The following is a 22771-nucleotide window of genomic DNA, read 5'->3' as shown; positions in this document are numbered from 1 at the left end:
GCACTCAGCGGCGAACGGCCTCTTTCATGCCCTCGTACAGCCCGATAAAGAAATTGCGTGCGTTTACGCCCAGTGAGCGGATGCGGTAGCCCCCCTCCTGCACCACCAGCGTGTGCAGTCCCAGTCTGCCTATAAGTCTGCCGTTGTGGGCGAAATCCTTTGCGGTAAGGCTCCACGTGCCTGTGGGGTCCCCCTTGGCTGGGTCCAGCCCCAGCCCCACCACCAGAAAGGTGGGGGAAAAGTCGCGCACGCGTTGCAGGGCGCGCAGCAGCACGTTTGCATACTGGTGGCCTTCCACTTTTTCCAGCAGGGGGAAGTTCCGGTTAAAGCCCTCTCCCGCTCCTTCGCCGGTTTCCTCTGAAAATCCGCTGAAATAGGGATACGCGAAACGCGGATGCCCGTGGATGGACACCGTGAGCACGTCGTCGCGGGCGTAGAAGATATTCTGCGTGCCGTTGCCGTGGTGGTAGTCTATGTCCAGCACGGCAACCTTGCCCAGAGCGCAGAGACGTTGTGCGGCAACGGCGGCGGTGTTGAAGTAGCAGAAGCCGCCGAAGGATTTGCGTTCTGCATGGTGACCGGGCGGGCGCACCAGTGCGTAGGCCATGCGTCTGCCGGAGAGCAGGGTTTCCGCCGCTGTCAGCCCGCAGTCCACGGCGCGCTTGGCGGCCTTGTATGCGTTTGCGTTCAGCGGGGTGAAGGTGTCTATGCAGTAGTAGCCCGCCCGCACGGGCAGTTCGCGCGGCGGCCGCGAGGCGTTGCGGATGGGAAACACGTAGGGGTAGAGCGATTTGTCCGGCGGCAGCTTGGCGCACACGGTTTTGAGGTAGGAAACATAGCCCTTGTCGTGCACGGCGGTGATGTGGCTCTCTGCGTAATGACGTACGGGGACTTCTTCAAAAAGTCCGGTCTTTTCCAGTGCTTTACGGATGCTTGCAATGCGCACCGGAGCTTCCACGTAGCCCCGTTCGCGCACATGATGGATATCGTGCTTGTCGTTGACCACCAGTGCAATGCGCATGTCGCTGCTGATTCTGGCGGGCACCAGGGCATATGGGCCGTTCTTTGCCGCTGTATCGGGCCACTGCGGCGGCTGGCCGTTCCCGGTACGAGGGGAGGGCGTATGGGGTGCTTGTTGCCCTTCAGGAGACACCGGCAATTCTGCCAGTGAAGCCAGTGAGGAAGGGGACGCATCGGGCAGCACATAGCGCGGCGGGCGCAGGCGCACAACAGGGTCGGTGAACGATTCCACCACCATGCGGGTGTACTCCGGGGAGCAGGTGCCCTTGTACTTGCGGGTGAGAATGGCAGTGACGATTTTGCGGATGCGCGCACGGGAAATGCGCAGGGGCTTGCCCAGAGGGTCTGCCACCAGATAGGGCGGGCAGTCGTCCCCTTCATTGAGCGGGGTTTCATACGCGGTGCCGATGACGGGGCGCGCGCCGTAGCGTTCATAGAAGCGCAGCCGGGCTATGTTCTCTTTGAGGATTTCCGGGAAGCGGCACAGGGCGGGGTCGTCGGGCAGGCATTCAAAGAACAGGGCCGTATCGCCAAGGGCACGGGCTTCTTCGCGCACCCGGTCATAGAGGGCAGACCCTATGCCGCCGCCTCCGTGACGGTGGCTTACGGACACGAAGTCCAGATAACAGAAATGCAGGTCCGGGAAGTGGCACAGCAGCGCGAAGCCGCGCACATTTGCCCGCCCGTCTTCCGCCACGAAAAGGATGGAGCGGTAGTGTTTGAGGAAGGGGTTTGCGAGCTGGGCGGGCAGTTGCTCCACATCTTCCTCTGCAAGCAGGGGGAACCGTTCGCGCAGAATTTCCTGTGCATGACGCACGGCGTGCTGGTCTATGGGCAGCCGGGTGTCGTAGATGGGGCGGATGCGGAACATGACAACTCCCGTGGAGCGGCGGTTACACTTCCAGCCGGTAGATGACCTTGTCGTCGCCGGGGCGGTAAAAATCCTTAAGCACGGCTTCCGCCGTGAATCCGGTGCGTGTGTAGAATGCCCGTGTGGACCCGTATTTCTCCATACCTGAAGTTTCCGCAAAAAGCAGCCTGCCGTTTCGGGCGCGCACCTTGTGCGCGGTGGCGGCGATGAGCTGCTTGCCCAGCCCCATGTTCCGCCGCGCGGGGTCCACGGCTATCCAGTACAGGTCGTAGGTGCCCTCCGCTGCCGGGGTGGGGCCGTAGCAGGCGTAGCCCACCAGTTCATCCTGCTGTTCTGCCATGATAAAGTGGTAGCCGCTGGCATCGCCATGGGCGAGGTGCTCTCGCACCAGTTCTTCGGCCACGTCCACCTCTTCGGGGGTGAAGAATCCTGTGTCCTGCACTATGCGCCGTATGTCGGCGGCGTCCTGTTCCCGTACGGTCTCGCGGAAGGTGACTTGCGGCAGAGGGGCGGTGGGTGTGTTTTCCATGCTGGTGTGTCCGTAATGTCTTGTCGGTCGGTAACAGCCATTACCGGTGTTCGGGGTTAGTAGGAGTAGGGTTCCTGTTCGCGGATATCGAAGATGAAGGGGATGTCCGGGACGGGAACAATCTCCGCATGGTCTGCGTGGAGTATGAATACATCGCTGAGAATGGCAGACAGTGCGCCCTGCACCCGGATGGCTTTGCCGGGGGTGGGCGGCAGGCCGGGAATGGCCTCGCCGGGGGAAATATGTCCTTCAGCGGAGGGTTGGCCGGGGGCCGGGGAGGGCAGGCCGGGAGCCGGTTCGGGCAGGCTGCCGGGCGGGCTGTCCGGCAGCACGGAAGCGTCATCCGTTCCTGTGTCCCTGTCTGTTGAATCTGTTCCGGGGCCTGTTTCGAAGCCTGTTCCGGCATCGGTCCCGCTCTGGCCATCAGCCTGCGGGTTTTGCGCTGCCGCGAAAAACGATGCCAGACTGCGTGCTCCCTTGCTGCCGTTGTCGCTACCGTTGTCACCCGCCGTATCGTGGCTTTCTGCCAGCAGGCGGAGCGTTCCCGCCACGCGGACCCACTGGCCGGGGGTGAAGTTCTGCGGGGTATCCACCCGCACCAGATAGCCCACGCCGGAGGCATCTGCAAAGCAGCAGGCAATGAGCAGGCGGTTTACGGCAATGTATCCCGCCGCATCCAGTTCCGGAGTACGCGCCACGCGGCCCCGCAGGGCGTAGCGGCCCCCGGCGGAGAGGGTGTTGCGCCCCTCGTGGGCCAGCAGTTCCGCAATGTTTATGCGCACGTATTCCCTGCCGCCCAGTGTGACGCGGGGCGTTATCTCTTCGCGTGCCTCCGCACCTGTAAAGGTGGCAGGCGGTTCGTCGTAAAAGGGGTTGGGCAGGGCAAAGGCCGCGCCCGCCAGTGCCGCAAAGACCATAAGTGCCGCCAGCTCGTCCGCGCGCGGCCTGCGGCTGCGGTGGAACAGGCTGGCGAAGCCCAGCAGGATAAGTGCGGTTCCGGCGACAATGGTCAGCCAGTCGTATTTGGGGTTCAGAAAGCGCCAGTACGCGGTCGAATGCGCCAGCACCAGCATGAACGCACCGGACCAGATGAGCAGGCAGGATTCCAGAAAACGGGTGAACGCTGCCATGTGCCTAGCCTCCCATGGCGGCTGTGAGCGCAGCCATGAAATAGATGATGACCGTGGGCACGATGATGAGGCAGAGGGCCACCCTGCGCTGGAAGACCATGAGGAAGAGCGGGATGAGCTTGAGGTCCACCATGGGGCCTATGGCCATGAACGCCACCTTGGAGGTGAGCGGAAAGCTGGCAAAGGAATTGGCAACAAAGGCGTCTGCCTCTGAGCAGATGGAGAGCAGAACCGCCAGCAGCATAAGGCCCGCGATGGCGAGGTAGGCGTTGTCTGCGAAGTAGCCCAGCACCTCGGGCGGCAGAAAGGTCTTGAAGGCGGAAGCCACCACCGCGCCCAGCACCAGAAAACGGGCCATGGAGACAAATTCCGCCACCGTATGGAAGAGGACGGAAGTGAGCTTGCCGCCGTGGGCGTGCCCGCAACCGCAGCCGCAGGCGTGCTCCTGTTCCACGGGATGCGGAGCGGCGAATGTTGCCGCCGCGTGACTGCCCGGCATGGCTGCAGGCAGTGCTGCAGTTGTTGCAGGGGCGTGCCGCAGCACCTGCGCGGCGGGCGCGTTGCCGAGGGCAAGGCCCAGACCCACTGCCGGAACCAGTACGAACAGGCAACGCAGGAAGACAACCTCTATACTGCCCTGAAAGGCGAACAGGGTGGAGGCAATGACCACCGGATTGATGACCGGGGCCGCCATCATGAACGGAATGGCCACCCGTGGCGGCACGCCTTTGAGCAGCAGCCGCCGTACCACGGGCACAATGCCGCATTCGCAGGTGGGGAGCACCATGCCCGCGAACACGCCCGTGAACACTTGCCCCGCCGCGCTGCGGGGGATGAAGCGGGCAAGGGTGTCCGGCGGGACAAAAACTTCCAGAAGTGCGCCGATGAGCGAACCCAGCAGCAGGAAGGGGGCTGCCTCCATAAAAATGGCGGTGGCAGCGGTGGCGAAGATGGAGAGGGATTCCAGCATGGCGGCACTATTTCACAGAAGTGTGCGGGTGGCAAACGGCAACGGGGTGTGCAGACTGGCGGATACGAGGCCGCAGAATCACGCTGCCGTGTGCGGCTGCGAAATTCCGGCGTGCCTGCGCAGGGCGGCGTGCACCACGCGCAGCACAAGGCCCGGGTAGGGAAGCCCGTCCATGGCAGCGGCGGCGGCAAGGCCTGCGTCCGGCGCGATGCAGGGATTGGTGTTTACGTCTATGGCGTAGGGGACGTAGGGATCGCCCGGCGTGCCCGTGCCATCCACGCGGAAGTCCACGCGGGCGTACCCGGAAAGGCCGAAGGCATGCCAGCAGGCGGTTGCCGCCTCGCGCAACACGGTGTGCAGGGGATGGGTGGCGTGCTGCGGGTGGGCGGCGTCCGTTCCGGCAAAGGGGAAGGCGCGCACCGTATGGGCGTATTCAAAGGCGGATTCGTCCCACTTGGCCGCGTAGCCGACGATCTTTGGACGGTCCGGGCCGAAGTCGCAAAATTCCATCTCCGCAGGAGAAAGAACCTGCGGGTCGCCGCCTGTTTCGCTCTCCAGCATGGCCACGTTGAACTCCCGACCGTCCACGAACCGTTCCGCGAACCATTGTCCGCCGTGCCGCCGCGTGAACAGGGCAAGGCGTGCGGTTACCTCCTCCGGCGAACGGGCGTGTACCACGCAGTCGTCATCCAGCCCCAGCGAGGCGTGTTCATGCACGGATTTGCAGATGTAACGGGCGGGGGTGAAGGCACTGCCCGGTCCGGTTGCCGCGCCGGTGCCCATGCCTTTGCCGGCACCGCTAATGCCGCCAGTAAGGTCACCAGTAAGGTCACCGGTACCGTCGGGCAGTATCCACGCGGGGCTGGGCACGCCTGCGGCGGCAAGCACGCGCTTGCACAGCACCTTGTCGCCCGAAAGGGTGAGGGAGGCTGCGTCCGAGCCGGTAAAGGGCAGGCCCATGTGCGCCAGCAGTGCGGGGGCCATGGGGGCAAGGCGGATGTCGTCCGCCAGTTCTTCCACAAGGTTGAAGACCACATCGGGACGCGCGGCGGCGAGCTGCCGCCGCGCGTCTTCCAGATTCAGGGTAACGGGCAGCACGGATGATGCCACGCCCAGTGATTCCAGCGCCCCGTGCACGGCGTGCGCCTGCACGAGGGTATCTTCCTGATCGGGTCTGTTCCCGTTCAGCGCATTGTGTATGACGGTAACGCGCATGGCTAGCCCGCTATGCCGGTGGCGGCCTGTGCGCCGTGCACCGTGCCGCACACCGCTCCGGACACGGGAGTATTCTCTGCGGGCCACAGCGGCGAGCCGGGGCCGGGGTCGGCAGGCATGGCGTGGCCTATGCCGTTGCGCGCAAGGGCCGAATCCATGATCTCACGGATGAGCTGCCGGTATGTCATGCCCGTTTTGTAGCACAGGATGGGCAGGTCGGAGGTTTCGGGATTCAGCCCCGCGAGGGGATTCACCTCTATGAAGTTGGGCACGCCCTGCGCGTCCAGCCGCACGTCCACGCGGCCGCCATCGCGGCAGCCGAGGGCGCGCCACGCCTCCAGTGCCACACGGCAGGCGTGCTCACCCACCGCATCGTGGGCAAGGCGGTATTCCATGCGGTCTTCGAATTCCTGCTTGTTCACGTAACCGTATGCCTGCGATTCTGCCGTCTGCGCGAAAACCACTTCCAGCGCGGCAACGGCGCGGGCGTTTTTGCCCGTGCCGGTTATGCCCACGGTAAGCTCGCGTCCCGGAAGGTAGGTTTCCACCAGTACGGGCTGGTTGTGGCGGGCGATGAGGCGGGCGCAGGCAGCGGCAAGCTCCTCGTGGTTGCGCACCTTGGAGGCGGCCCCTATGCCCAGTCCCGTGCCTTCTGCCACGGGCTTGACGAACAGGGGGAAGGGCAGGCGCACATGGGCTGCGTCCTCTGCGGTTTCCACCACGGCAAAATCGGCCGTGGGCACGCCCTTGTCGCGTACCACGTGCTTGGTCACACCCTTGTGCAGGCATACACCCAGCGTCATGGGGTCTGAAAACACGTAGGGTATGCCGTAGTAGTCCAGCAGGGCGGGCACCTGACTTTCGCGCCCGAAGCCGTTAAGGCCCTCTGCGATGTTGAAGACCATGTCCCAGCGGCGGCCCTGCAGCAGGGCACCTGCCAGCATGGGCAGCGCGCCCACGCGCTCGGTGCGGAAGCCGAGGGCGCAGAGCGCGTCATCAATGGCCTGAATGGTCACGGGGCTGTCGAACTCTGCCGCGTCCTCTTCCGAAAAGCCCATGGCTATGTAGTCGGCCTTCAGGTCGTAGGTGATGCCTACCAGCACGGCTCGCCTCCCTGTGCCGTGCCCGCGTGCGGTTCGCACACGGCGGGGGCGGCAGGGTCGTAGGAGCGGTAAAGCCCGCCTTCATAGTTGCGCAGCACAAGGTCTTCGCCGTCATAGCCCTGAACGTAGTCGGGCATGAGGGGGATTTTGCCGCCGCCTCCGGGGGCATCGACCACATAGGTGGGCACCGCGTAGCCGGAGGTGTGACCGCGCAGGCCGCGGATGATGTCCACACCCTTGAAGATGGGCGTGCGGAAGTGCGCCGTGCCCTGCACGGGGTCGCAGTGGTACAGGTAATAGGGGCGCACCCGGCTTTTGAGCAGGCCGTGGAGCAGCGATTTCATGTCTGCGACGTTGTCGTTTATGCCCTTGAGCAGCACGGTCTGGCTGCCCAGCGGTATGCCCGCATCGGCAAGGCGGCGCAGGGCTTCTGTGGATTCGGGCGTAAGCTCGTCCGGGTGTGTGCAGTGTATGCTCATGAGCAGCGGATGATACCGGCGCAGCACGCGCAGCAGCGAGGGGGTAACGCGCTGCGGCATGACGATGGGCGCTTTGGAGCCTATGCGGATGATTTCCACATGCGGGATGCTGCGCAGGCGCGAGAGCAGATGGTCGAGCGCTGCGTCCGACATGGTGAGGGGGTCGCCGCCGGAGATGAGCACATCGCGCACTTCCGGATGATTTTTGATATATTCGATGGCAGCGGGCCAGCGTTTGCGCGTGGCACCTGCCGTGCCCGCCGTGTGGGGCTTGCCCACGCAGCGCGAACGGGTGCAGTAGCGGCAGTAGGCGGCGCAGGTGTCTGTGGCGAGAAAGAGCACGCGGTCCGGGTAGCGGTGTACCAGACCGGGCACGGGGCTGTGCCCGTCTTCGCCGAGGGGGTCTGCCGATTCCCCGGGGTTCAGGGTGCGCTCGGCCACGGTGGGAACCATGGTGCGGCGCAGAGGGTCTGCCGGGTCATCGGGATTGAACTGGGCTGCAAAATAGGGCGTTATGGCCAGCGGCAATGCGGCAAGACCCGTTCCCGCCGCGAGTTCTTCGGGCGAGAGGCGCAGCATGCGGCCAAGCTGGTCCAGTGACGTGATGCGGTTGGCATACTGCCAGTGCCAGTCGCACCAGGTCTTCAGATTTGTATCGGGATAAAAGCGCCTGCGGAAGGCTTCCGAGCGCTCACTTACGGCAAAGGCGGGAGCGGATTCGCGGACAAGCGGAGGCATGACGCCGATGGGGATGGACAGGTCATGCAGGGTGCCGGAAACGGTGTTTCCGAATAGAGAGGGAGGCTCCAGAGGAGGCTGTTCGAGTTCGGCCAAGCTGCTGGTCACGGGTTGCTCCTGTATTTTGTGCGCATGTATGCCGGGTGGCCCGTGTTCCGCGCCATGCGCAGCGGCGGCGGGCAATCATTTTCGCAATGAGCAATGGGCGTGCCATGGGTGTAACATGTTTATATAACGTGCTTTTTTATGTGGTAAGAAAGAGGGGTGCGGAACATGGTGTTCCGCTTTTCCGGGCGAGGCGGCAGGCGGGGGCGTAAACGGGGCGTGAAGTCTAGATTCGGTCTAGGAATCCATGCGGAATATTTTGTTCCGCTTCTTATAAAGAGGCATTTTTTGTTCCGCTTTTGGCCGGTTTGTAGTGCGACTTGTCTATGCCGTAGCGGCCCAGCAGTTTTCTGAGCTGGCGGGTGCTTATGCCCGCGCGTTCCGCGGTGAGGGTAACCCGCCCGCGGCAGGCGGCGAGCATTTCTTCTATGTAGCGCCGCTGGGCGTGCTCCTTGGCCCTGTCGCGCACCTCTGAAAGGGGCAGGGAAAGGTCCAGCGAAACGTTGGCAAGGGGGGCGCCGCCCACGAAGAGGTCCGGGGGAAAGTTGTCCGGCGAGAGCATGTGCGAGGTTTCCAGAATGTAGGCGCGCTCCAGCAGGTTTTCCAGTTCCCGTATGTTGCCGGGCCACGGATAGCGGCTGAAGGCCTCCAGCACCTCCGGGTGGATGCCGTCTATTTTTTTCATGTGCTGCTGGCGCAGCCGCTGGAGGAACATTTCTGCCAGCAGGGGGATATCTTCCCGCCGGTCGCGCAGGGAAGGGACGCGGATGGGAAAAACATTAAGCCGGAAGAGCAGGTCGGCGCGGAATTCGCCCCGGCGCACCATATCTTCCAGATCCACGTTGCTGGCGGCGATGATGCGTGCCTCCATGGGAATGTCGGCCACGCCGCCCACGCGCTGGAACACCTTGTCCTGCAATACCTGCAGCAGGCGCACCTGCGTGGGCTGCGAGATGGTGCCCACCTCGTCCAGAAAGATGGTGCCCTTGGCGGCGACCTCAAACCGGCCTGCCTTGCGGCGGCTGGCGCCGGTGAACGCGCCTTTTTCATGGCCGAAGAGTTCGCTTTCTACCAGCGTTTCGGGAATGGCACCGCAGTGCACGCCCATGAACGGCCCGCTGGCGCGGTTGCTCTGGGCGTGGATGAGCTTGGCGAGCACACCTTTGCCGGTTCCAGTTTCCCCTTGCAACAGCACGGTGGTATTTGCCTGCGCCACGCGGCGAACCTTATCGAACACGGCCTGCATGACCGGGCTGGCCACCTGCTGCAGGGGGGCGAGCGAAGAGCCGCTGTCTGCCGAGCGCAGGTATTCCAGTTCGGTCTGCATCATGTGCGATTCGCGCAGGCTTTCCAGCACATAGGCCGCCTCTTCCGGCGAGACGGGGTAGGTGAGGTAGTTGTCTGCCCCGGCGCGAACAGACTTTACGGCTTCGCGGATATTCTCCTGCGGGGTGAGGATGATAACCTCCAGATTGGGCGCAATGACCCACAGCGCGCGCAGGGCTGTGCGGATGCTCTCAAAGCTGCGCTCCGGCGAAGGGTCCAGCCATGCTATGTCTGCGAAGATGACATCGTGGGTACGTTTGCCGAGGGCGGGCTTAAGCTCGTCCGGGTGGCGCACCACGCTGAGCTGCACCTGCGTGGAAAAGCTGCGGGAGATGGCTTTGGCGGCTGCCTGATTATCTGTGGCTACCAGAATATGCTGCATGGCCGTGTGACCCTGTGCTTGCGTTTGAGGAGCGTGGCGCGGCGTTGCGTGATGCACGGGGAACGCCTGAACGGTGCAACGCCACCATCCCATTGCGCCTTTTACGGCAAGATTTCAAGTACCCCACGAAAAGCGGGCCACCTGCGGAAAAGGAAGCCTGCCGCGCGTTCATTTGGGTTCTTTGGTGCCTGCGTAGGTAAAGGCGTTGCGTATCATGCTGTAGTGCCCGCCTTTGTCTATGCCCACAGGCTTGCCGCACAGACAGTATATTTTGCCTTCGCGCTCCTCTGCCTCGTACAGGCGGGTTATCCTGTCCTTGTGGCAGCGCAGCACTTCGCCTTTGCCTATCTTCAGGTATTTCCAAAGTTTGCGGCGACAGGCCGCGCATTTGACGATGAGCATGGATACAAGGATACCCCAGCCGGTGCGTGGCTGCAATGTGCGTGGCTGGTCCGGGATGTGGAGCGCGGACCGGGTACGGCAGGGGCGTGGTGCCTGCCAAGGCGTTTTTTTTAGGTAGGGGTAGGTAGTGGTAGGTAGTGCGCCTGTACAGGCAGTCGGGCCAGTCGGGCCAGTCGGGCAGTCAGGCAGTCAGGCAGTCAGGCTGCAGGACAGTTCTGCAGGGCTTCCGTAGCCGGTGTGGCATTCTGCCAGCGTAGCAGCGTGTATGCGGGGCAATGTCTCAGGGTATGCCCAGAATGCCGCGCAGCACTGTGCCGGAAAGGTCGTGCCCTGTCAGTTCCGCAATGGTGGCAATGCCGCCGGGGCTGAGCACGTTGCATTCGATGATGTACGGGTAGGCGAGGTCCACCCCGGCAAAGACCACTCCCCGCTCCAGCAGCCATGTTCCCAGCCTGTCGCACAGGGCGCGTTCTTCCGGCGTAAGCTCGCAGGGTTCGCTCACCGCGCCCTGCGCCAGATTGGTGCGGTGGTCCTGCGCGGCGCGGCGGCGGTACTGGCCGACAACCCTGCCGCCTGCCAGCAGAACGCGCACCTCGCCCTGCCGGATCTGCGGCACGTATTGCTGCAACAGGCAGTAGCGTCCCGTACCGTGTCCGGTCATGCTTTGCAGGATGGCGCGGGCGTTGGTATCTGCGCGGGAGATGAGAAACACATCGCGCCCGAACGCCTCTGCCGGAGGCTTGACGATCCACGGTTCATCCGACTGGCTCACCACGGACCACAGGGTGTCCGCATCGGTGGAGGCGTGGGTGAGCGGCGTGGGAAACAGGCGGCCCATGCCTGCCATCAGATATTTGCTGTTCAGGTGCATGAGCGCGTCCGGGGAGTTGGTAACGGGCACGCCTTCCGCCAGCAGACGCAGCAGTTGCAAATAATCCAGAAAGCTGGCGCGGGGGCCGAAGCTGAGCACCTGCACATGCCCGAAAGAGGCAAGAGGAACCGTGCGGCCCTGCGGGGCAACGTGGAGATCGTGGAAGCAGGCGGGATTGTTGGGCTGTGCGCAATGGTCGGGCCGCGTAGAATGGTTGGGCCGGGCGGCTTGTGTTCCGCTGGCAGCACCCCCGGTATTCGTATCAGCACAAGAGGCCGCCTGAGCCGTTTCCTGCCGAGCCGCCTGCGTAACCGTGTGGACCGAGCAGGTAACGTCTCCGCCGTGCAGAGCAAGGGTAGCCGCTGCGCCAAAGGCTACGGCAAGGCCCATGCCGAGGGCTGCGCGGGCCAGCGCAACGCCGTTTTCCGGGTTGTCGTGCGGGTTGCGGACAAGAAAGCAGATGGAATGCGGAATATCTGACGCAGAACCGGATGCAGGCCCAACGGTATGGGCAGGCATGGTGCCTGCTGCGTGTTCAGGCGCGGCGGGCGCATGGGCAGTGCGGGGGGTATCTGGCATGGAGCCTTTCTCCTGTATGCAGAGCTTCACATATTTTCGGGGGCGCGTCAGCCCCGCATTGTGTCCGGGCCTGCCGGTGATTGTTCGCGCCAGCCCGCGCTGTGCGTGTGCCGCCCTTGCTCTGATGCGCCGGCCTAGTGTCCGCTCTGGTGTCGCCCTAGTGTCCGCTAGAAATCTGGCACGGAGCAGAAGGCCAGTTCCTCGCCCGTGACCGGATGCCGGAAACACAGGTAGGCCGCGTGCAGCAGCAGGGCATCGCCTTGGCGTCCGGTGCCGTAGAGCCTGTCCCCCACAATGGGGCAGCCCAGCCCCAGCGGGTGCGCCGCATGTACGCGCAACTGATGGGTGCGCCCGGTCACAGGGCAGAATTCCACGCGGGTAAGCCCATCTTCCCGCTCCAGCACTCCCCAGCGGGTTATGCCCGTCTTGCCGTGTTCCGGGTCGTATATCTGCCGGGGGCGGTTGTCCGTATCCAGCCGGAAAGGAAGCCGTATCTCGCCTTCCCGCCCCTGCACGTCGCCCTGCAGCAGCGCAATGTAGCGTTTGTCCACCGAGCGTTCCGCAAACTGGCGGCTGAGCCCTTTGTAGGCTTCGTCCGTAAGTCCGAACGCCAGCAGGCCGGAGGTATCCATATCCAGCCTGTGCGCGGCGGGATAGTTTATGCAGCCGGGAAACAGATCGCGCACGCGCTGCATGGCGCAATCCTGCATGTCCGGGCCTTTTCCGGGCACGGAGAGCATTCCTCCCGGTTTAATGATCACGACGACATGGGAATCGCTATGGAGTATCTGCATCGTTGGTTCCTTGTGTGACGCTTTTTGGCCCTGCGGGGGATGCAAGCCCGCAGAGCATGAAGCCGAGAATGAGTCCGCACTTTTCCGTGCAGGCGGTATAAAAGCTGCCGTGTTGCCGTGTGCCGGAACGGTTTTTCCGGCCCCAGTAGAATTCCGCCAGCCCCAGCGGCGTAAAGCCGTGCAGGGCGGCATAGTGCAGCAGCTTGGGGGCGCAGCAGTCGCCCGTGCCTGTGGGCGCGCCTTTGCCTGTGGGCAGAATGTCGTGCAGGACGGCGCATTGGCCCCGGAAGTTGCGCAGGCGGTAGAGCGAAAACACGCGGCGCATGGCCTGTTGCGACAGGGCTTTGCGCTGGTCGGTGAGCTGCTTGCGGGTTTCGTGCGCGGAGTTGCCGGACGCTTCGGTCCCATGTCCGTCCGTACAGGCACAGGCGGGGTGCGGGGCGGCGTCCAGATCTGCAATGCGCCTGCTCAGTTCCCGTATGGGCGGGTCGTCCTGCCGGACCAGCGCATCAAACTCCTGCACGTCCGGGATGGGAGGCACCCAGCCCGGGACGCTCCATATGCCGTTGTACTGGCCGGAAAAGGCGCGCAGGGTGCCGTATGCGCCCTGAGGCGTGCGGCAGACCAGCACCCCGAACATCTGCCCGCGTGCCTCGCCCCGCAGGTAGTCCAGCGAAAGGAGGGGGTCCGGCTCTGCGGAGAGCATGTCCACGGTGTCGTGCGCATGCAGAAGGTTCATCAGGGCGGTGCATTCCGCATGCGCTAAGCCCGCCGCCAGAGTATGTTCCCTGCCGCACGCAGAGCAGAAGCCGGCGCAGGAGGCGGCGTGGTTGTAGGCGGGATGTGTTTCATCCGGCGGTGCGCCGTGGTTTATGAGCAAGGGAAACAGCATGGGCGTATAGTGAATCAGGAACGCACAGATTGCCGCAGGCGTGCGGCCTTCCAGACAAATTCGGCCACATCGCGGTTGGCGGTGGTTTCGAATCGGCGCACGGTAAGCACCACATCGCGCGGAAGGATGTCGTCTTCCGCAGCCACGTACACCTCGCCCCACAGCCGCTGCACCACAAAGGAACCGGCGGAAAGCGTGGCCACCAGCGCGTTGCGCGCATCGTCCAGTTCTGAGGAATCGCGTCCTTGCAGGAAGCCTGCGTGCAGGGAGGAAAATTCGCTGCCGCGCACGTTCAGGTAGTGCTCCAGTTGTGCGCCCGTGCCGGGCAGGGCAAGGGGGGTGAGGCGGAACGGAGATTTTTTGCGGGTGTGTTCCTGCAACCGGTTCCACAGCAGGGCGAAGGTTTGGTGAAAAGCATTGCGGGCGGCGGCATCGGCAAAGACCAGGGCCTGCTCATCCCAGAAGACCGTACACAATTCCATGGGGTCCATGGCAACGGGAGCCACAGCCTCTCCCATGAGGAAGGCGCGTATGGCCGGGTAATCGTAGTCGCAGGGGTGTTGGCGGAGCAGCGACTCCATGCGTTCGCGCAACTGCTCGTCAGACAGCCGGGGGGCTGCCGCAACGCGGCCGGATGAGATGGTTTGGGCGGGTACGGGCAAGGGTATCTCCGAAAAAAAGTTTGGCGGACCATGCTGCATGGGCCGTGCTGCGCGGCATGTGCAGTACGGCCAGTGGGGCACTGACGGTGCGCAAGGGCTGCTTGTCGCGCGTTCCGCAGACGCTTCTAGCCCAGACCGGGGCGGAAGGGAAGGCATGGTGTAACAGGCCGGGCACGGGGGGCTGCCGTTGTCTGCAAGGAGCGGGGAGGGACCGCAGGCAGAAAGGCACATGCTCAGGGGATTGTCAGGGCAGTATCGGAAATGGCCGCATAGAAGGGTGCATGGGAAGGCCCGGACGGCGCGCAGACCGTTCCGGGCAAAGTAACGGGGCCGCATCCCCACGCGGCCCCGGTTTGCGGACAAAGCCCTGTGCCGCTGCGCCGCGCGTACGGAGCGGGTGAAGAACCCCGGAGGCATCCGTTCTCCGTGCGGCGGTGGCGGCGGCAGGCGGCGTGGCCGCGTTTTACAGCTTGGCGGCGACTTCTTCCGCCCATGCGCACACGTCGTCGCGCACGGGGTCGCCGTCAATTTTCAGGGAGTCCACGACAATAGTAGCCCCGACGGCTTCCATTTTTTCTTCAATGGCATCCACCGCGCCGCAGAAATAGGTGTAGGATGAGTCGCCGCACCCGAACACGGCCACCTTCTTGCCGGAGAGGCCGGAATTTTCCAGCTCGTCGTACAGGGGGATAAAGTCGTCCTGCAGTTCGATCTCCTCGTCACCCCACGTGGAGCAGCCCAGAAGGACGATGTCGTAGTTTCCGCCAAGGTCAGGGGCATTCACGTCTGCCGCGCTCATGACCTGTGTGTCTATGCTTTTTGCGGCAAAGGCGCTGGCTATGTAGCGTGCGGTGTTTTCCGTGTTGCCGGTGGTGGAACCGTAGACGATGAGAGCTTTGGCCATGATGGAATCCTTTTATTGCGGGTTGGCGCGCCGGAGGGGCCGGTGCGGATGAGGTTGTCTTCCCGGCTGCATCCGGGTAGTTTCAAATCTGATATTGAAATTCATTTTCAGCATCAAGTCTTTTTTGCACCGGGGCTGCACTTTTTTTGTTTCGGGGAGAATGCTCTGTGCTAACACGCCGGAATTGAGAGATAAAAAACGAAACCGCCACCGGAAGGGTGTCCGGTGGCGGTTCGGGTGATCGCAAAGATTCGCGTGTGGTTGCCCGGCGTTACCGGGCAGGCAGCGGCCTGATTCCGGCGAAAACGGGCTGGAGCTACACCACGTAGTCCATAACCTTGCGGGTGGCCACAATCTGCTTGATGAACTCCACGCACTTGAGGTGTTCCGGGTGCACGGCATACGCCTTAAGCCCTTCCGCATCGTCATGGGTGGACTGCAGAATGACCTGAACGGTCTCCGTAGAGGTTTCCAGAAACTCGGTGGAAACTTCTATGCTTTTAAGCGAGGGGATGCGCCCCTCCATGCCTCTGAGCATGGCGACCATCTTGGCGCAGTTTTCCTTGGCTGTTGCCCCGAGGGCCTCTTCCTTAAGCGTCCACCATACGAGATGTCTGATCATGTCGTGTTCCTTGTCTTGCTGGCGTGTGTGACGGGAGCACGGCCACTGTGCCGTGCCTGCCGTTCCGGTATGCGGCATGGGACGGTCCGGGTCAAGTGCGGGAATGCCGGCACAGCTTTGGATTTGGAGTGGCGCGGGCGGCGGCTGTGCTATATTGCGCGATACGGCATATTACCGTACATCGGTGATGGTGTGCCGACGAGGAGGTCGGCGGATTTTTTTTAAGGGAGCGGAGCATGGAAAAATTGGAAAGGCAGACGTTGCAGGCCGTGCTGGAGCGCAGCGTACGGTGCTTTGCGGCGCATCCTGCTGTTTCGAATGTAGGAGAAGAGCCTGTAACCTACGCCGAGTTCGGCGAAAACGTGCACAGCCTGAGCCGCATGCTTGCGAACAACGGCATAGCGCGGGGGGACAGGGTTGCCATTCTCAGCGAGAGCTGTCCGCACTGGGCAGTGGCCTACTTTGCCATCACCGCCATGGGGGCGGTGGCGGTGCCCATTCTGCCGGACTTTCACCCGGACGCCATTCACCACATCATACGGCATTCGGAGTCCCGCGCGGTGTTTGTCTCCGAAAAGCTCTTTCCCAAGCTGGAAGACGGGCAGTATGATGAGGAACCGCTGCTTATTCTCATGGAATCCTTTGTGCCTGTGGGGCTGGATGACGGCAAGGACCGGCTGAAGGAGATGAAGAAGGCCGGACTGCGCGAATTTCGCAAGTTTAAGGAAAAGGCGCTGCGCATGGCGGAGCGGTTTTCCGATAAGGTGCGCAGCACGGGCGATGATGCCGCGGAGACGCCCGGCGAGGCGTGGTACGATGTGCCTCCGCACGAGGTAAAGCCGGACGATGTGGCCGCCATTATCTACACATCAGGCACCACGGGACACTCCAAGGGCGTGGTGCTCACGCACGGCAATATTGTTTCCAACGCCATAGCGGTGGTGGAAACCATCATACAGGTTGGTCCCGGAGACAGGCTGCTTTCCATCCTGCCGCTTTCGCACACCTATGAATGCACGTTGGGCATGGTGCTGCCGCTGGCACACGGCGCGCATGTGCACTATCTGGACAAACCGCCCACGGCGCGCGCACTGCTGCCCGCCCTGGCGCAGGTGCGGCCCACTATTATGCTCTCCGTTCCGCTGGTCATAGAAAAGATTTTTAAGACCGCCATTCTGCCCAAGCTTACGGGCAGCTGGCTGAAGCGCCGCCTTTACGGCATAGCCGCTGTGCGCAAAAAGCTGAACGCCGTTGCCGGGAAGAAGCTTAGGGAAACCTTCGGCGGGTGCCTGCGCATGTTCTGTATCGGCGGCGCGCCCCTTGCCCCGGATGTGGAGCTTTTTCTGCGCGAGGCGGGCTTTCCCTACGGTCTGGGCTACGGATTGACGGAAACCAGCCCCCTGTGTGCGGGAGATGCCCCCGGCAAGGCCAATCTGTATTCCATCGGCAAGCCGCTGCACGGGGTGCAGATTACCATTCTGGATAAAGACCCCGTGACGGGTGAGGGTGAGATAGCTGTAAAGGGGCCCAACGTAATGCGCGAGTATTACAAGGGACCGGAGATTACCCGCAGCACCTTCACGGAAGACGGCTGGTTCCGGACAGGTGATTTTGGAAAGCTGGACCGGGACGGGCATCTGGTCATCAAGGGGCGGCTGAAGAACGTTATCGTGGGCGCAAGCGGAGAGAATATCTATCCGGAAGAAATTGAGGGTGTGCTGCTCCAATCGTCATGGGTGCTGGAGTGCATAGTCTATCAACTGGATGGCAAGCTGGCGGCGCGGGTGCATATTGACTACGCCAAGGCGGACGAGGAATTCGGCAAGCTGCCCGTGGCCAAAATGCAGGCCAAGGTGGACGAATTGCTGGAATCGCTCCGGCAGGAGGCGAACGGCAAGGTTTCCACCTTTGCGCGGCTGCACAGGATGATTGAGCAGACCGAGCCTTTTGAGAAGACGCCCACCCACAAGATAAAGCGGTATCTGTACGTGGAGTAAAGCCCGCTCAGCAGGTTTTACAGCAAGTACCGATTCAGCCGGTTCAACATTTTGCACCAAGCAGGCCGGAGAGAGGCGCAGACCTTTCCCGGCCTGTTCGTTTGGGCCGGACGAAGTGTTTGAGCTTAAATAATCCATTATTATCAATGTTTTAAATATTGTGCTGCGCGTGCAGGATTTTGAACTGCCCTTGCCGGAACAGGCATGGGCGGGAGCAATCCCCCACGGAGGTTTAAAATTTTGCACGGGAAAAAGAGACGGAGTATACAGCGGGACGGAAGCCACTGTTGTTTTTGCGTTATATTTTAGTGTGTTATGATTTTATGAAAAAGGTTGGCGCTGTTGGCACGCCTATTGCTAGTACCTGATTACCTTCTTTCTTTTACAACAAATTTCCGAAAACGGCTCAGGGTGGCTCCTGAGCCGTTTTCGCGTTTGCAGGGTTGAACTGCAGCCATTCACCGTTTGCCGCCTTGCCGCTTCCGTTCACCGAAAAGCGGTTGCGGGCACCGTGGCGGCGTGTACAGTGAACAGTGCCATGCTCTCTTGCGGCGCAGGGCGGCAATGGCTGCGGGCAGACCGCCCGTGGTGCCGCAGAGCGGCGGACGGCCTGCCGTCCGGTCCAAATGTGAGGCGGCGGGGCGAGCGGGCACGCCCCGCCATTTTTCTGATGGCGGGCTCTTTCTTACCCGGTGCCTAACCCCGTAGGCAACGGAAGGGGCCGCTCCGGAAAGTTCTCCGGAGCGGCCCCTGTTGTGTGCATACTGCGGAACCGGAATCAGAAATTCAGAATCTTGTCGGCCTTTTTCATGGCCTCGTACAGGAACGGCATATTGGAAACCGAGACAAAGGGATTTTCGCCCACACCGTGGGCGGTCATGCACTTGCCTCAGCCGACAAGGGTGCCTTCGTTCAGAGAGAACACCTTGGCCTGCTGGCCTATGGGATACTGCTCGCTTTCGCCTGCGGTGAGGGCAACTCCCGGGCCGTTCAGGAAGATGGTAACATCTTCCCCCTGTTCCAGAAGAAAATTGCCGAACCGGACGGCATTCCATTTGATTTCCGGCTCACTGCTGGAAATGGTGATGAGTACCTGCATTCGTACCTCCGATGCGTCTTGTATAGGCGGTATCTATATCATCGGCATGGATCGATTGGCAATGCTGATGGGTAGGCAGAGCAACGCGGGCGGGGGCATGTATTTCTCTGGGGGCAAGCGGCTTCTATTCGGCGCAACGCACGCATAGGTCCGATTCCGGCATGGCAAGCAGGCGGGCAAGGGGTATGCTGGTGCCGCATTCGGCGCAGGTGCCGAAATCCGGTGAGTCTAATTGCGTGAGCGCGTATTCCAACCCTGCCAGACGGGCCGCAGCCTTGCCCAGTGCGGCCTTGTTCACGCCTATATTCACTATGTTGTCCATGCGCGACAGTCTCCCTATGGAGTCGTCGGGGGCAACGGGGCGGGTGACTTCCCTGAGGCGTTCAATTTCCGGCCTGAGCCGTTCCATCTCGTCCTGAATCTTGCGGCGGATGGCGGTTCTGTCTGCTTCCGTCATGCGGCGTCCTGCGCTGTTATGGTTATGGGGTGCGGGGCAAACCCGAAAGGTCAGTATATACATCAAAATCGCCTATCCGCCAACCCGTCTTCCTGCGCCGGTCGCTTGTGGATAGCTGTGCTTTTCCGTAGAATCACGCCTTTGCCGGCAGATCGTCAGGCTGTGGTGCTGCGTTGCGTTTCTGCATGCCCGTCTGCGTGCGTGCATTGAGACGGCACACTGCCCGCACCCGGCAGCGAACCGCCGTGGAACGAGTTGCCGGAGGATGCTTTGCAACAACTACGTGGAGGACGCAGCATGGATGAAGCCCGGCAGGAAGCCATACGCAACTACTGCCTGCACGCGGGATGGATGCGTTTTCCCGGCGGGGTTTCGTTTCTGGCAGCGGGGGAGTACAATGAGAACTGGCTGGTGGAAACCGGGCAGGGGCTGCGGGTGTTCCGCATTAACCACGGCAGCCAGCTCGGGCTGGGAGAAAGCCAGATAGCCTACGAACACAGGGTGCTGGAGCTTGTGGGTGCCTCCGGTGTAACCCCGCTGCCCTACGGTGTGGACCCGCACCCGCAGGCGGTGGAGCCAGCCCTGCCCGGCGGGGTGCTGCTTATGGAGTACATACCCGGCGCACCGCTGGACTACACGCGTGATGCGGGCAGGGCGGCGCGCATTTTCGCGGCGGTGCACAGCCTGCCTGTTCCCTGTGGCGAAGAGACGCACAAGATTCCGGGGCTGCACGACCATGCAGCCCCCTGCGGATTGGTGGTGCAGGCAGACCCCGTGGGCGACATTGTGCGTGAATGTGAAGGCATGCTGGCCCGTTTTTCCGACCATCCGCGAAAAGAGGTGCTGGCGCGGCTTTTGCGCTACCGGGATGAGGTGGCGCGCATGGGTGAGGACACACGCCCCCTCTTCGCCGGAGAACCGCTGTGTATTGTGAACACGGAAGTGAATTCCGGGAACTTTCTGATAAGTGACCAAAGGGCCGCGCTGGTTGATTGGGAAAAGGCCGTGCTCTCATGCCGCCATCAGGATCTGGGGCACTTTCTTGCAGCTACCACCACGCTGTGGAAAACGGATTATGTGTTCGATGCGCAGGCGCGGGCCGGGTTTCTGCGGGAGTATTGCCATGCCCTGTACGCGGCAGGGGCTGCGGTTCCGCCATGGGATATGCTGGATGCGCAGACCCGGGTGCTGGAGCGCACCATTCTGCTGCGGGGGCTTTCGTGGTGCTATATGGCGTGGTATGAATACACGCGGCCAGAGCAAAGCGGGCATAGCATAGAAAGCGGGCATAGCGTAAAAAACGGGCAGGCAGGGCGCGCGCTCACCCATGCGCACACGTTAGCAACCATAGAACGGTATCTGGACGGTGTGGAATGGCTGTTGCGGTAGAGGGTTTGTGCAAGGAATATGAAGGCGGAACCGTGCTGCGCGATATCGCCTTTGCCGTGGAATCCGGAGAGATTGTTTCGCTGGTGGGTCCTTCCGGCGTGGGCAAGACCACGCTGCTGCGCATCCTCGCCGGACTGGAAACGGCGGACGCGGGCACGGTGCGCTACGCGGTGGAGCCTTCGCTGAGCCATCCCGTGATCATGGTCTTTCAGGATTATCTGCTGTTTCCTAACCTCAGCGTGTACGAGAACGTGGCCTTTGCGCTGCGTGCCCGCAGAATGGGCAGGCGTGCGGTGGATGAACGCGTGCGCGACATGCTGGATATGTTTCATCTTGCTGACAAGGCGGCTGCCTATCCCGTTCAGCTTTCCGCAGGGCAGCGGCAGCGGGTGGCCATTGCCCGCGCCATGGTGGTGAACCCCACCCTCCTTCTGCTGGATGAACCGTTCGCCAATCTGGACCGCAACCTGAAGATGGAGACGGCGGAATTCATCCGCCATACGCAGAAAACCTTTGGGGTCACCACGGTGAGCGTGACCCACGACCTTGAAGAAGCCTTTGCCATGTCAGACCGCATAGGCATTATGCTGGAGGGCAGGCTGGTGCAGTACGCCACGCCGGGCGAGGTGTACCACGCCCCTGCCACGCGTGAAGCGGCGCGGTTTCTGGGCCCCGTGAACACGCTGGATGCCGAATTGTGTTCCCTGCTGGGCATGGAAGCACCGCAGAACGGGGAGGCGGTGTACGTGCGCCCGGAATCGCTGTGCCTTGTCCATAATCCGCAGGGGGCGGCCATTGTGCGCGGGGTAACCTTTGGCGGGCACTACATACGCTATACGCTGGATGTGCGCGGCCATGTGCTCACGGCATATGGCGTGCACAACGGCATTACCCCCGGCGACCGGGTGGATGTGCGGCTTGCTTCCGGTTTCTGCTGCGGCGTGTGAGTGCCGTCACCTGCGGAAAGAGCCATGAAGAGCCGAACCGGAAAATAATGGTTTCGTGCTGGTCATTCGGCGGCAGATGCGTGTACGCTGGCAGGAATAACGTGCGGCAGCGGGTTCAGGTTGAAAATGTTGCCTTTGGCCGTGAGGAAATTACAGGCGGATACTGCCCTGCCGGAAGTCTGCGGGCTGTCTGCAGACTGTATGCGGGCCGTCTGCCACCACTCATCTTACAGGAGTTTTTCATGTATCGTCCCATCCGCGAGATACTGCGGGGCGAGCCCGTCACCGAAGGGGCGGGCGTGCGTCTGCGCAGAATATTCGGCTATTACGAGGCCCCCATGTTTGACCCCTTCCTGCTGCTGGACGACTTCCGTTCCGACAGGCCGGAAGATTTTGTGGCCGGATTTCCGTGGCATCCGCACCGGGGCATAGAAACCATTACCTATGTGTTGCGCGGCGATGTGGAACACGGTGACAGTCTGGGTAACACGGGCGTCATCTCTTCCGGCGATGTGCAGTGGATGACGGCGGGCAGCGGCATTGTGCATCAGGAAATGCCCAAGGGCGATGCGAAGGGGGCCATGCACGGTTTTCAGCTCTGGGCAAACCTGCCTGCGGCGCAGAAGATGATGGACCCGCGATACCGTGGCGTGACGGCGGCGGAGATTCCCGAAGCTCATCTGACGGACGGGGTGCGCGTCAAGGTTATTGCCGGAACGGTGCAGGATGTACGCCCCGGCGTGGGGCAGGTGCGCGGTCCCGTGCAGGATGTGGTCATAAGCCCGGAGTATCTGGACGTGCAGGTGCCCGCCGGGGTGACGTTTGAACATGCCACCGTGCGCGGGCATACGGTGTTTGTCTATGTTATCGGCGGCAGCGGCGTTGTGGCAACGGAAGAGGGCGGGCCGGAAGCCGCAGCCGTCTCCGACAAAACCCTTGTGCTTTTTGACGATGGAGATGCCGTTTCCCTGCGTGCGGAAAATGAGGCTTTGCGGTTTCTGCTGGTTTCCGGCGCGCCCCTCAACGAGCCTGTGGCATGGCGGGGGCCCATTGTCATGAATACGGACGAGGAACTGCGTCTGGCCTTTGACGAGTTTCGCCACGGCGGCTTTGTGAAGGTGGGCAAGGGAAGGGAAAAGGCATAGGCTTTTCCCGCTGAACGGGTGTTTTTTCAGCGAAATGGGATCGCCGCTCTTGACGCGGGCCTGCCCTGTGTGTTTCCAACGGGGTGCACGGTGCGGGCAGTGGGCGCCGCCGCGCCGGATGTGTCCGGGAGGAATGCTGGCGG

General features: G+C 62.3%; 21 protein-coding genes. 4 read left to right on the top strand and 17 right to left on the bottom strand.

The window, feature by feature from the left end; genetic code table 11:
• Positions 1–4 precede the first annotated feature (4 nt).
• The 15 genes from HUV26_RS16680 to HUV26_RS07315 form a co-directional block, all read right to left on the bottom strand.
• Positions 5–1891 (bottom strand): histone deacetylase family protein, encoded by a 1887-nt coding sequence (locus HUV26_RS16680; protein ID WP_243451305.1) that lies wholly within the window; start codon positions 1889–1891, stop codon positions 5–7.
• Positions 1892–1913: 22 nt separating this feature from the next.
• Positions 1914–2420, bottom strand: coding sequence for a GNAT family N-acetyltransferase (locus HUV26_RS07380; protein WP_174409469.1), 507 nt, complete (start codon positions 2418–2420; stop codon positions 1914–1916).
• A gap of 56 nt (positions 2421–2476) precedes the next feature.
• Positions 2477–3550 (bottom strand): TIGR03943 family putative permease subunit, encoded by a 1074-nt coding sequence (locus tag HUV26_RS07375; protein ID WP_174409468.1) that lies wholly within the window; start codon positions 3548–3550, stop codon positions 2477–2479.
• A 4-nt stretch (positions 3551–3554) separates the two neighbouring features.
• Positions 3555–4520 (bottom strand): permease, encoded by a 966-nt coding sequence (locus HUV26_RS07370; RefSeq protein ID WP_174409467.1) that lies wholly within the window; start codon positions 4518–4520, stop codon positions 3555–3557.
• A gap of 78 nt (positions 4521–4598) precedes the next feature.
• Positions 4599–5735 carry a D-alanine--D-alanine ligase family protein gene (locus HUV26_RS07365; protein WP_174409466.1) on the bottom strand — a complete coding sequence of 379 codons (1137 nt, stop codon included), beginning with the start codon at positions 5733–5735 and terminating at the stop codon, positions 4599–4601.
• Positions 5736–5737: 2 nt separating this feature from the next.
• Positions 5738–6838, bottom strand: a complete 1101-nt coding sequence (locus tag HUV26_RS07360; protein WP_174409465.1) for a D-alanine--D-alanine ligase family protein — start codon at positions 6836–6838, stop codon at positions 5738–5740.
• The gene (locus HUV26_RS07355) at positions 6829–8163 is read right to left on the bottom strand and encodes a KamA family radical SAM protein (RefSeq protein WP_243451304.1); all 1335 of its coding nucleotides are present in this window, start codon (positions 8161–8163) and stop codon (positions 6829–6831) included. The genes HUV26_RS07360 and HUV26_RS07355 overlap by 10 nt, the downstream gene beginning before the upstream one ends.
• A gap of 268 nt (positions 8164–8431) precedes the next feature.
• Positions 8432–9868, bottom strand: a complete 1437-nt coding sequence (locus tag HUV26_RS07350; protein WP_174409464.1) for a sigma-54 dependent transcriptional regulator — start codon at positions 9866–9868, stop codon at positions 8432–8434.
• A 168-nt stretch (positions 9869–10036) separates the two neighbouring features.
• Positions 10037–10270, bottom strand: a complete 234-nt coding sequence (locus tag HUV26_RS07345) for a hypothetical protein (RefSeq protein WP_174409554.1) — start codon at positions 10268–10270, stop codon at positions 10037–10039.
• Positions 10271–10550: 280 nt separating this feature from the next.
• Complete coding sequence (locus HUV26_RS07340) at positions 10551–11720, bottom strand: ATP-grasp domain-containing protein (protein WP_174409463.1); 1170 nt, start codon at positions 11718–11720, stop codon at positions 10551–10553.
• A gap of 167 nt (positions 11721–11887) precedes the next feature.
• Positions 11888–12514: an RluA family pseudouridine synthase gene (locus tag HUV26_RS07335; RefSeq protein WP_174409462.1), complete on the bottom strand. Its 627-nt coding sequence runs from the start codon at positions 12512–12514 to the stop codon at positions 11888–11890.
• Positions 12498–13253 carry a hypothetical protein gene (locus HUV26_RS07330; RefSeq protein ID WP_243451303.1) on the bottom strand — a complete coding sequence of 252 codons (756 nt, stop codon included), beginning with the start codon at positions 13251–13253 and terminating at the stop codon, positions 12498–12500. Before HUV26_RS07330 ends, HUV26_RS07335 begins: the two co-directional genes overlap by 17 nt.
• Before the next feature lie 167 nt (positions 13254–13420).
• Positions 13421–14068 (bottom strand): UPF0149 family protein, encoded by a 648-nt coding sequence (locus HUV26_RS07325; protein WP_174409461.1) that lies wholly within the window; start codon positions 14066–14068, stop codon positions 13421–13423.
• 463 nt (positions 14069–14531) lie between these two features.
• Positions 14532–14972 (bottom strand): flavodoxin, encoded by a 441-nt coding sequence (locus tag HUV26_RS07320; RefSeq protein WP_174409460.1) that lies wholly within the window; start codon positions 14970–14972, stop codon positions 14532–14534.
• Positions 14973–15288: 316 nt separating this feature from the next.
• Positions 15289–15594 carry a Dabb family protein gene (locus HUV26_RS07315; protein WP_174409459.1) on the bottom strand — a complete coding sequence of 102 codons (306 nt, stop codon included), beginning with the start codon at positions 15592–15594 and terminating at the stop codon, positions 15289–15291.
• Between the two features lie 236 nt (positions 15595–15830).
• Here HUV26_RS07315 and HUV26_RS07310 point away from each other — a divergent pair, with 236 nt between their 5' ends.
• Positions 15831–17591 carry an AMP-binding protein gene (locus HUV26_RS07310; RefSeq protein WP_174409458.1) on the top strand — a complete coding sequence of 587 codons (1761 nt, stop codon included), beginning with the start codon at positions 15831–15833 and terminating at the stop codon, positions 17589–17591.
• A gap of 778 nt (positions 17592–18369) precedes the next feature.
• Here HUV26_RS07310 and HUV26_RS07305 read toward each other — a convergent pair.
• Together HUV26_RS07305 and HUV26_RS07300 are read right to left on the bottom strand one after the other, a co-directional pair.
• Positions 18370–18690, bottom strand: a complete 321-nt coding sequence (locus HUV26_RS07305; RefSeq protein WP_243451302.1) for a DsrE family protein — start codon at positions 18688–18690, stop codon at positions 18370–18372.
• 124 nt (positions 18691–18814) lie between these two features.
• Complete coding sequence (locus HUV26_RS07300) at positions 18815–19147, bottom strand: TraR/DksA family transcriptional regulator (RefSeq protein ID WP_174409456.1); 333 nt, start codon at positions 19145–19147, stop codon at positions 18815–18817.
• 297 nt (positions 19148–19444) lie between these two features.
• On the opposite strand from HUV26_RS07300, the gene HUV26_RS07295 reads away from it, so the two are divergent.
• The 3 genes from HUV26_RS07295 to HUV26_RS07285 all read left to right on the top strand — a co-directional run bounded on the left by HUV26_RS07295 (position 19445) and on the right by HUV26_RS07285 (position 22628).
• Positions 19445–20536 carry an aminoglycoside phosphotransferase family protein gene (locus HUV26_RS07295; protein ID WP_174409455.1) on the top strand — a complete coding sequence of 364 codons (1092 nt, stop codon included), beginning with the start codon at positions 19445–19447 and terminating at the stop codon, positions 20534–20536.
• Positions 20521–21483: an ABC transporter ATP-binding protein gene (locus HUV26_RS07290; RefSeq protein WP_174409454.1), complete on the top strand. Its 963-nt coding sequence runs from the start codon at positions 20521–20523 to the stop codon at positions 21481–21483. The genes HUV26_RS07295 and HUV26_RS07290 overlap by 16 nt, the downstream gene beginning before the upstream one ends.
• Positions 21484–21725: 242 nt before the next feature.
• Complete coding sequence (locus HUV26_RS07285) at positions 21726–22628, top strand: pirin family protein (RefSeq protein WP_174409453.1); 903 nt, start codon at positions 21726–21728, stop codon at positions 22626–22628.
• Positions 22629–22771 lie beyond the last annotated feature (143 nt).

It is taken from the genome of Desulfovibrio psychrotolerans (genome assembly GCF_013340305.1).
Classification (GTDB): domain Bacteria; phylum Desulfobacterota; class Desulfovibrionia; order Desulfovibrionales; family Desulfovibrionaceae; genus Halodesulfovibrio; species Halodesulfovibrio psychrotolerans.
Note: the sequence above shows the minus strand (reverse complement) of the source record. Positions and strands in the feature narration are given on the sequence as shown.

Coding starts and splice junctions, on each gene's coding strand:
- HUV26_RS07345 (WP_174409554.1), bottom strand. CDS start 10,270: ATGCTCATCGTCAAATGCGCGGCCTGTCGCCGCAAACTTTGGAAATAC.
- HUV26_RS07340 (WP_174409463.1), bottom strand. CDS start 11,720: ATGCCAGATACCCCCCGCACTGCCCATGCGCCCGCCGCGCCTGAACAC.
- HUV26_RS07300 (WP_174409456.1), bottom strand. CDS start 19,147: ATGACGGAAGCAGACAGAACCGCCATCCGCCGCAAGATTCAGGACGAG.
- HUV26_RS07365 (WP_174409466.1), bottom strand. CDS start 5,735: ATGCGCGTTACCGTCATACACAATGCGCTGAACGGGAACAGACCCGAT.
- HUV26_RS16680 (WP_243451305.1), bottom strand. CDS start 1,891: ATGTTCCGCATCCGCCCCATCTACGACACCCGGCTGCCCATAGACCAG.
- HUV26_RS07335 (WP_174409462.1), bottom strand. CDS start 12,514: ATGCAGATACTCCATAGCGATTCCCATGTCGTCGTGATCATTAAACCG.
- HUV26_RS07350 (WP_174409464.1), bottom strand. CDS start 9,868: ATGCAGCATATTCTGGTAGCCACAGATAATCAGGCAGCCGCCAAAGCC.
- HUV26_RS07290 (WP_174409454.1), top strand. CDS start 20,521: ATGGCTGTTGCGGTAGAGGGTTTGTGCAAGGAATATGAAGGCGGAACC.
- HUV26_RS07330 (WP_243451303.1), bottom strand. CDS start 13,253: ATGAACCTTCTGCATGCGCACGACACCGTGGACATGCTCTCCGCAGAG.
- HUV26_RS07370 (WP_174409467.1), bottom strand. CDS start 4,520: ATGCTGGAATCCCTCTCCATCTTCGCCACCGCTGCCACCGCCATTTTT.
- HUV26_RS07375 (WP_174409468.1), bottom strand. CDS start 3,550: ATGGCAGCGTTCACCCGTTTTCTGGAATCCTGCCTGCTCATCTGGTCC.
- HUV26_RS07310 (WP_174409458.1), top strand. CDS start 15,831: ATGGAAAAATTGGAAAGGCAGACGTTGCAGGCCGTGCTGGAGCGCAGC.
- HUV26_RS07295 (WP_174409455.1), top strand. CDS start 19,445: ATGGATGAAGCCCGGCAGGAAGCCATACGCAACTACTGCCTGCACGCG.
- HUV26_RS07380 (WP_174409469.1), bottom strand. CDS start 2,420: ATGGAAAACACACCCACCGCCCCTCTGCCGCAAGTCACCTTCCGCGAG.
- HUV26_RS07315 (WP_174409459.1), bottom strand. CDS start 15,594: ATGATCAGACATCTCGTATGGTGGACGCTTAAGGAAGAGGCCCTCGGG.
- HUV26_RS07285 (WP_174409453.1), top strand. CDS start 21,726: ATGTATCGTCCCATCCGCGAGATACTGCGGGGCGAGCCCGTCACCGAA.
- HUV26_RS07320 (WP_174409460.1), bottom strand. CDS start 14,972: ATGGCCAAAGCTCTCATCGTCTACGGTTCCACCACCGGCAACACGGAA.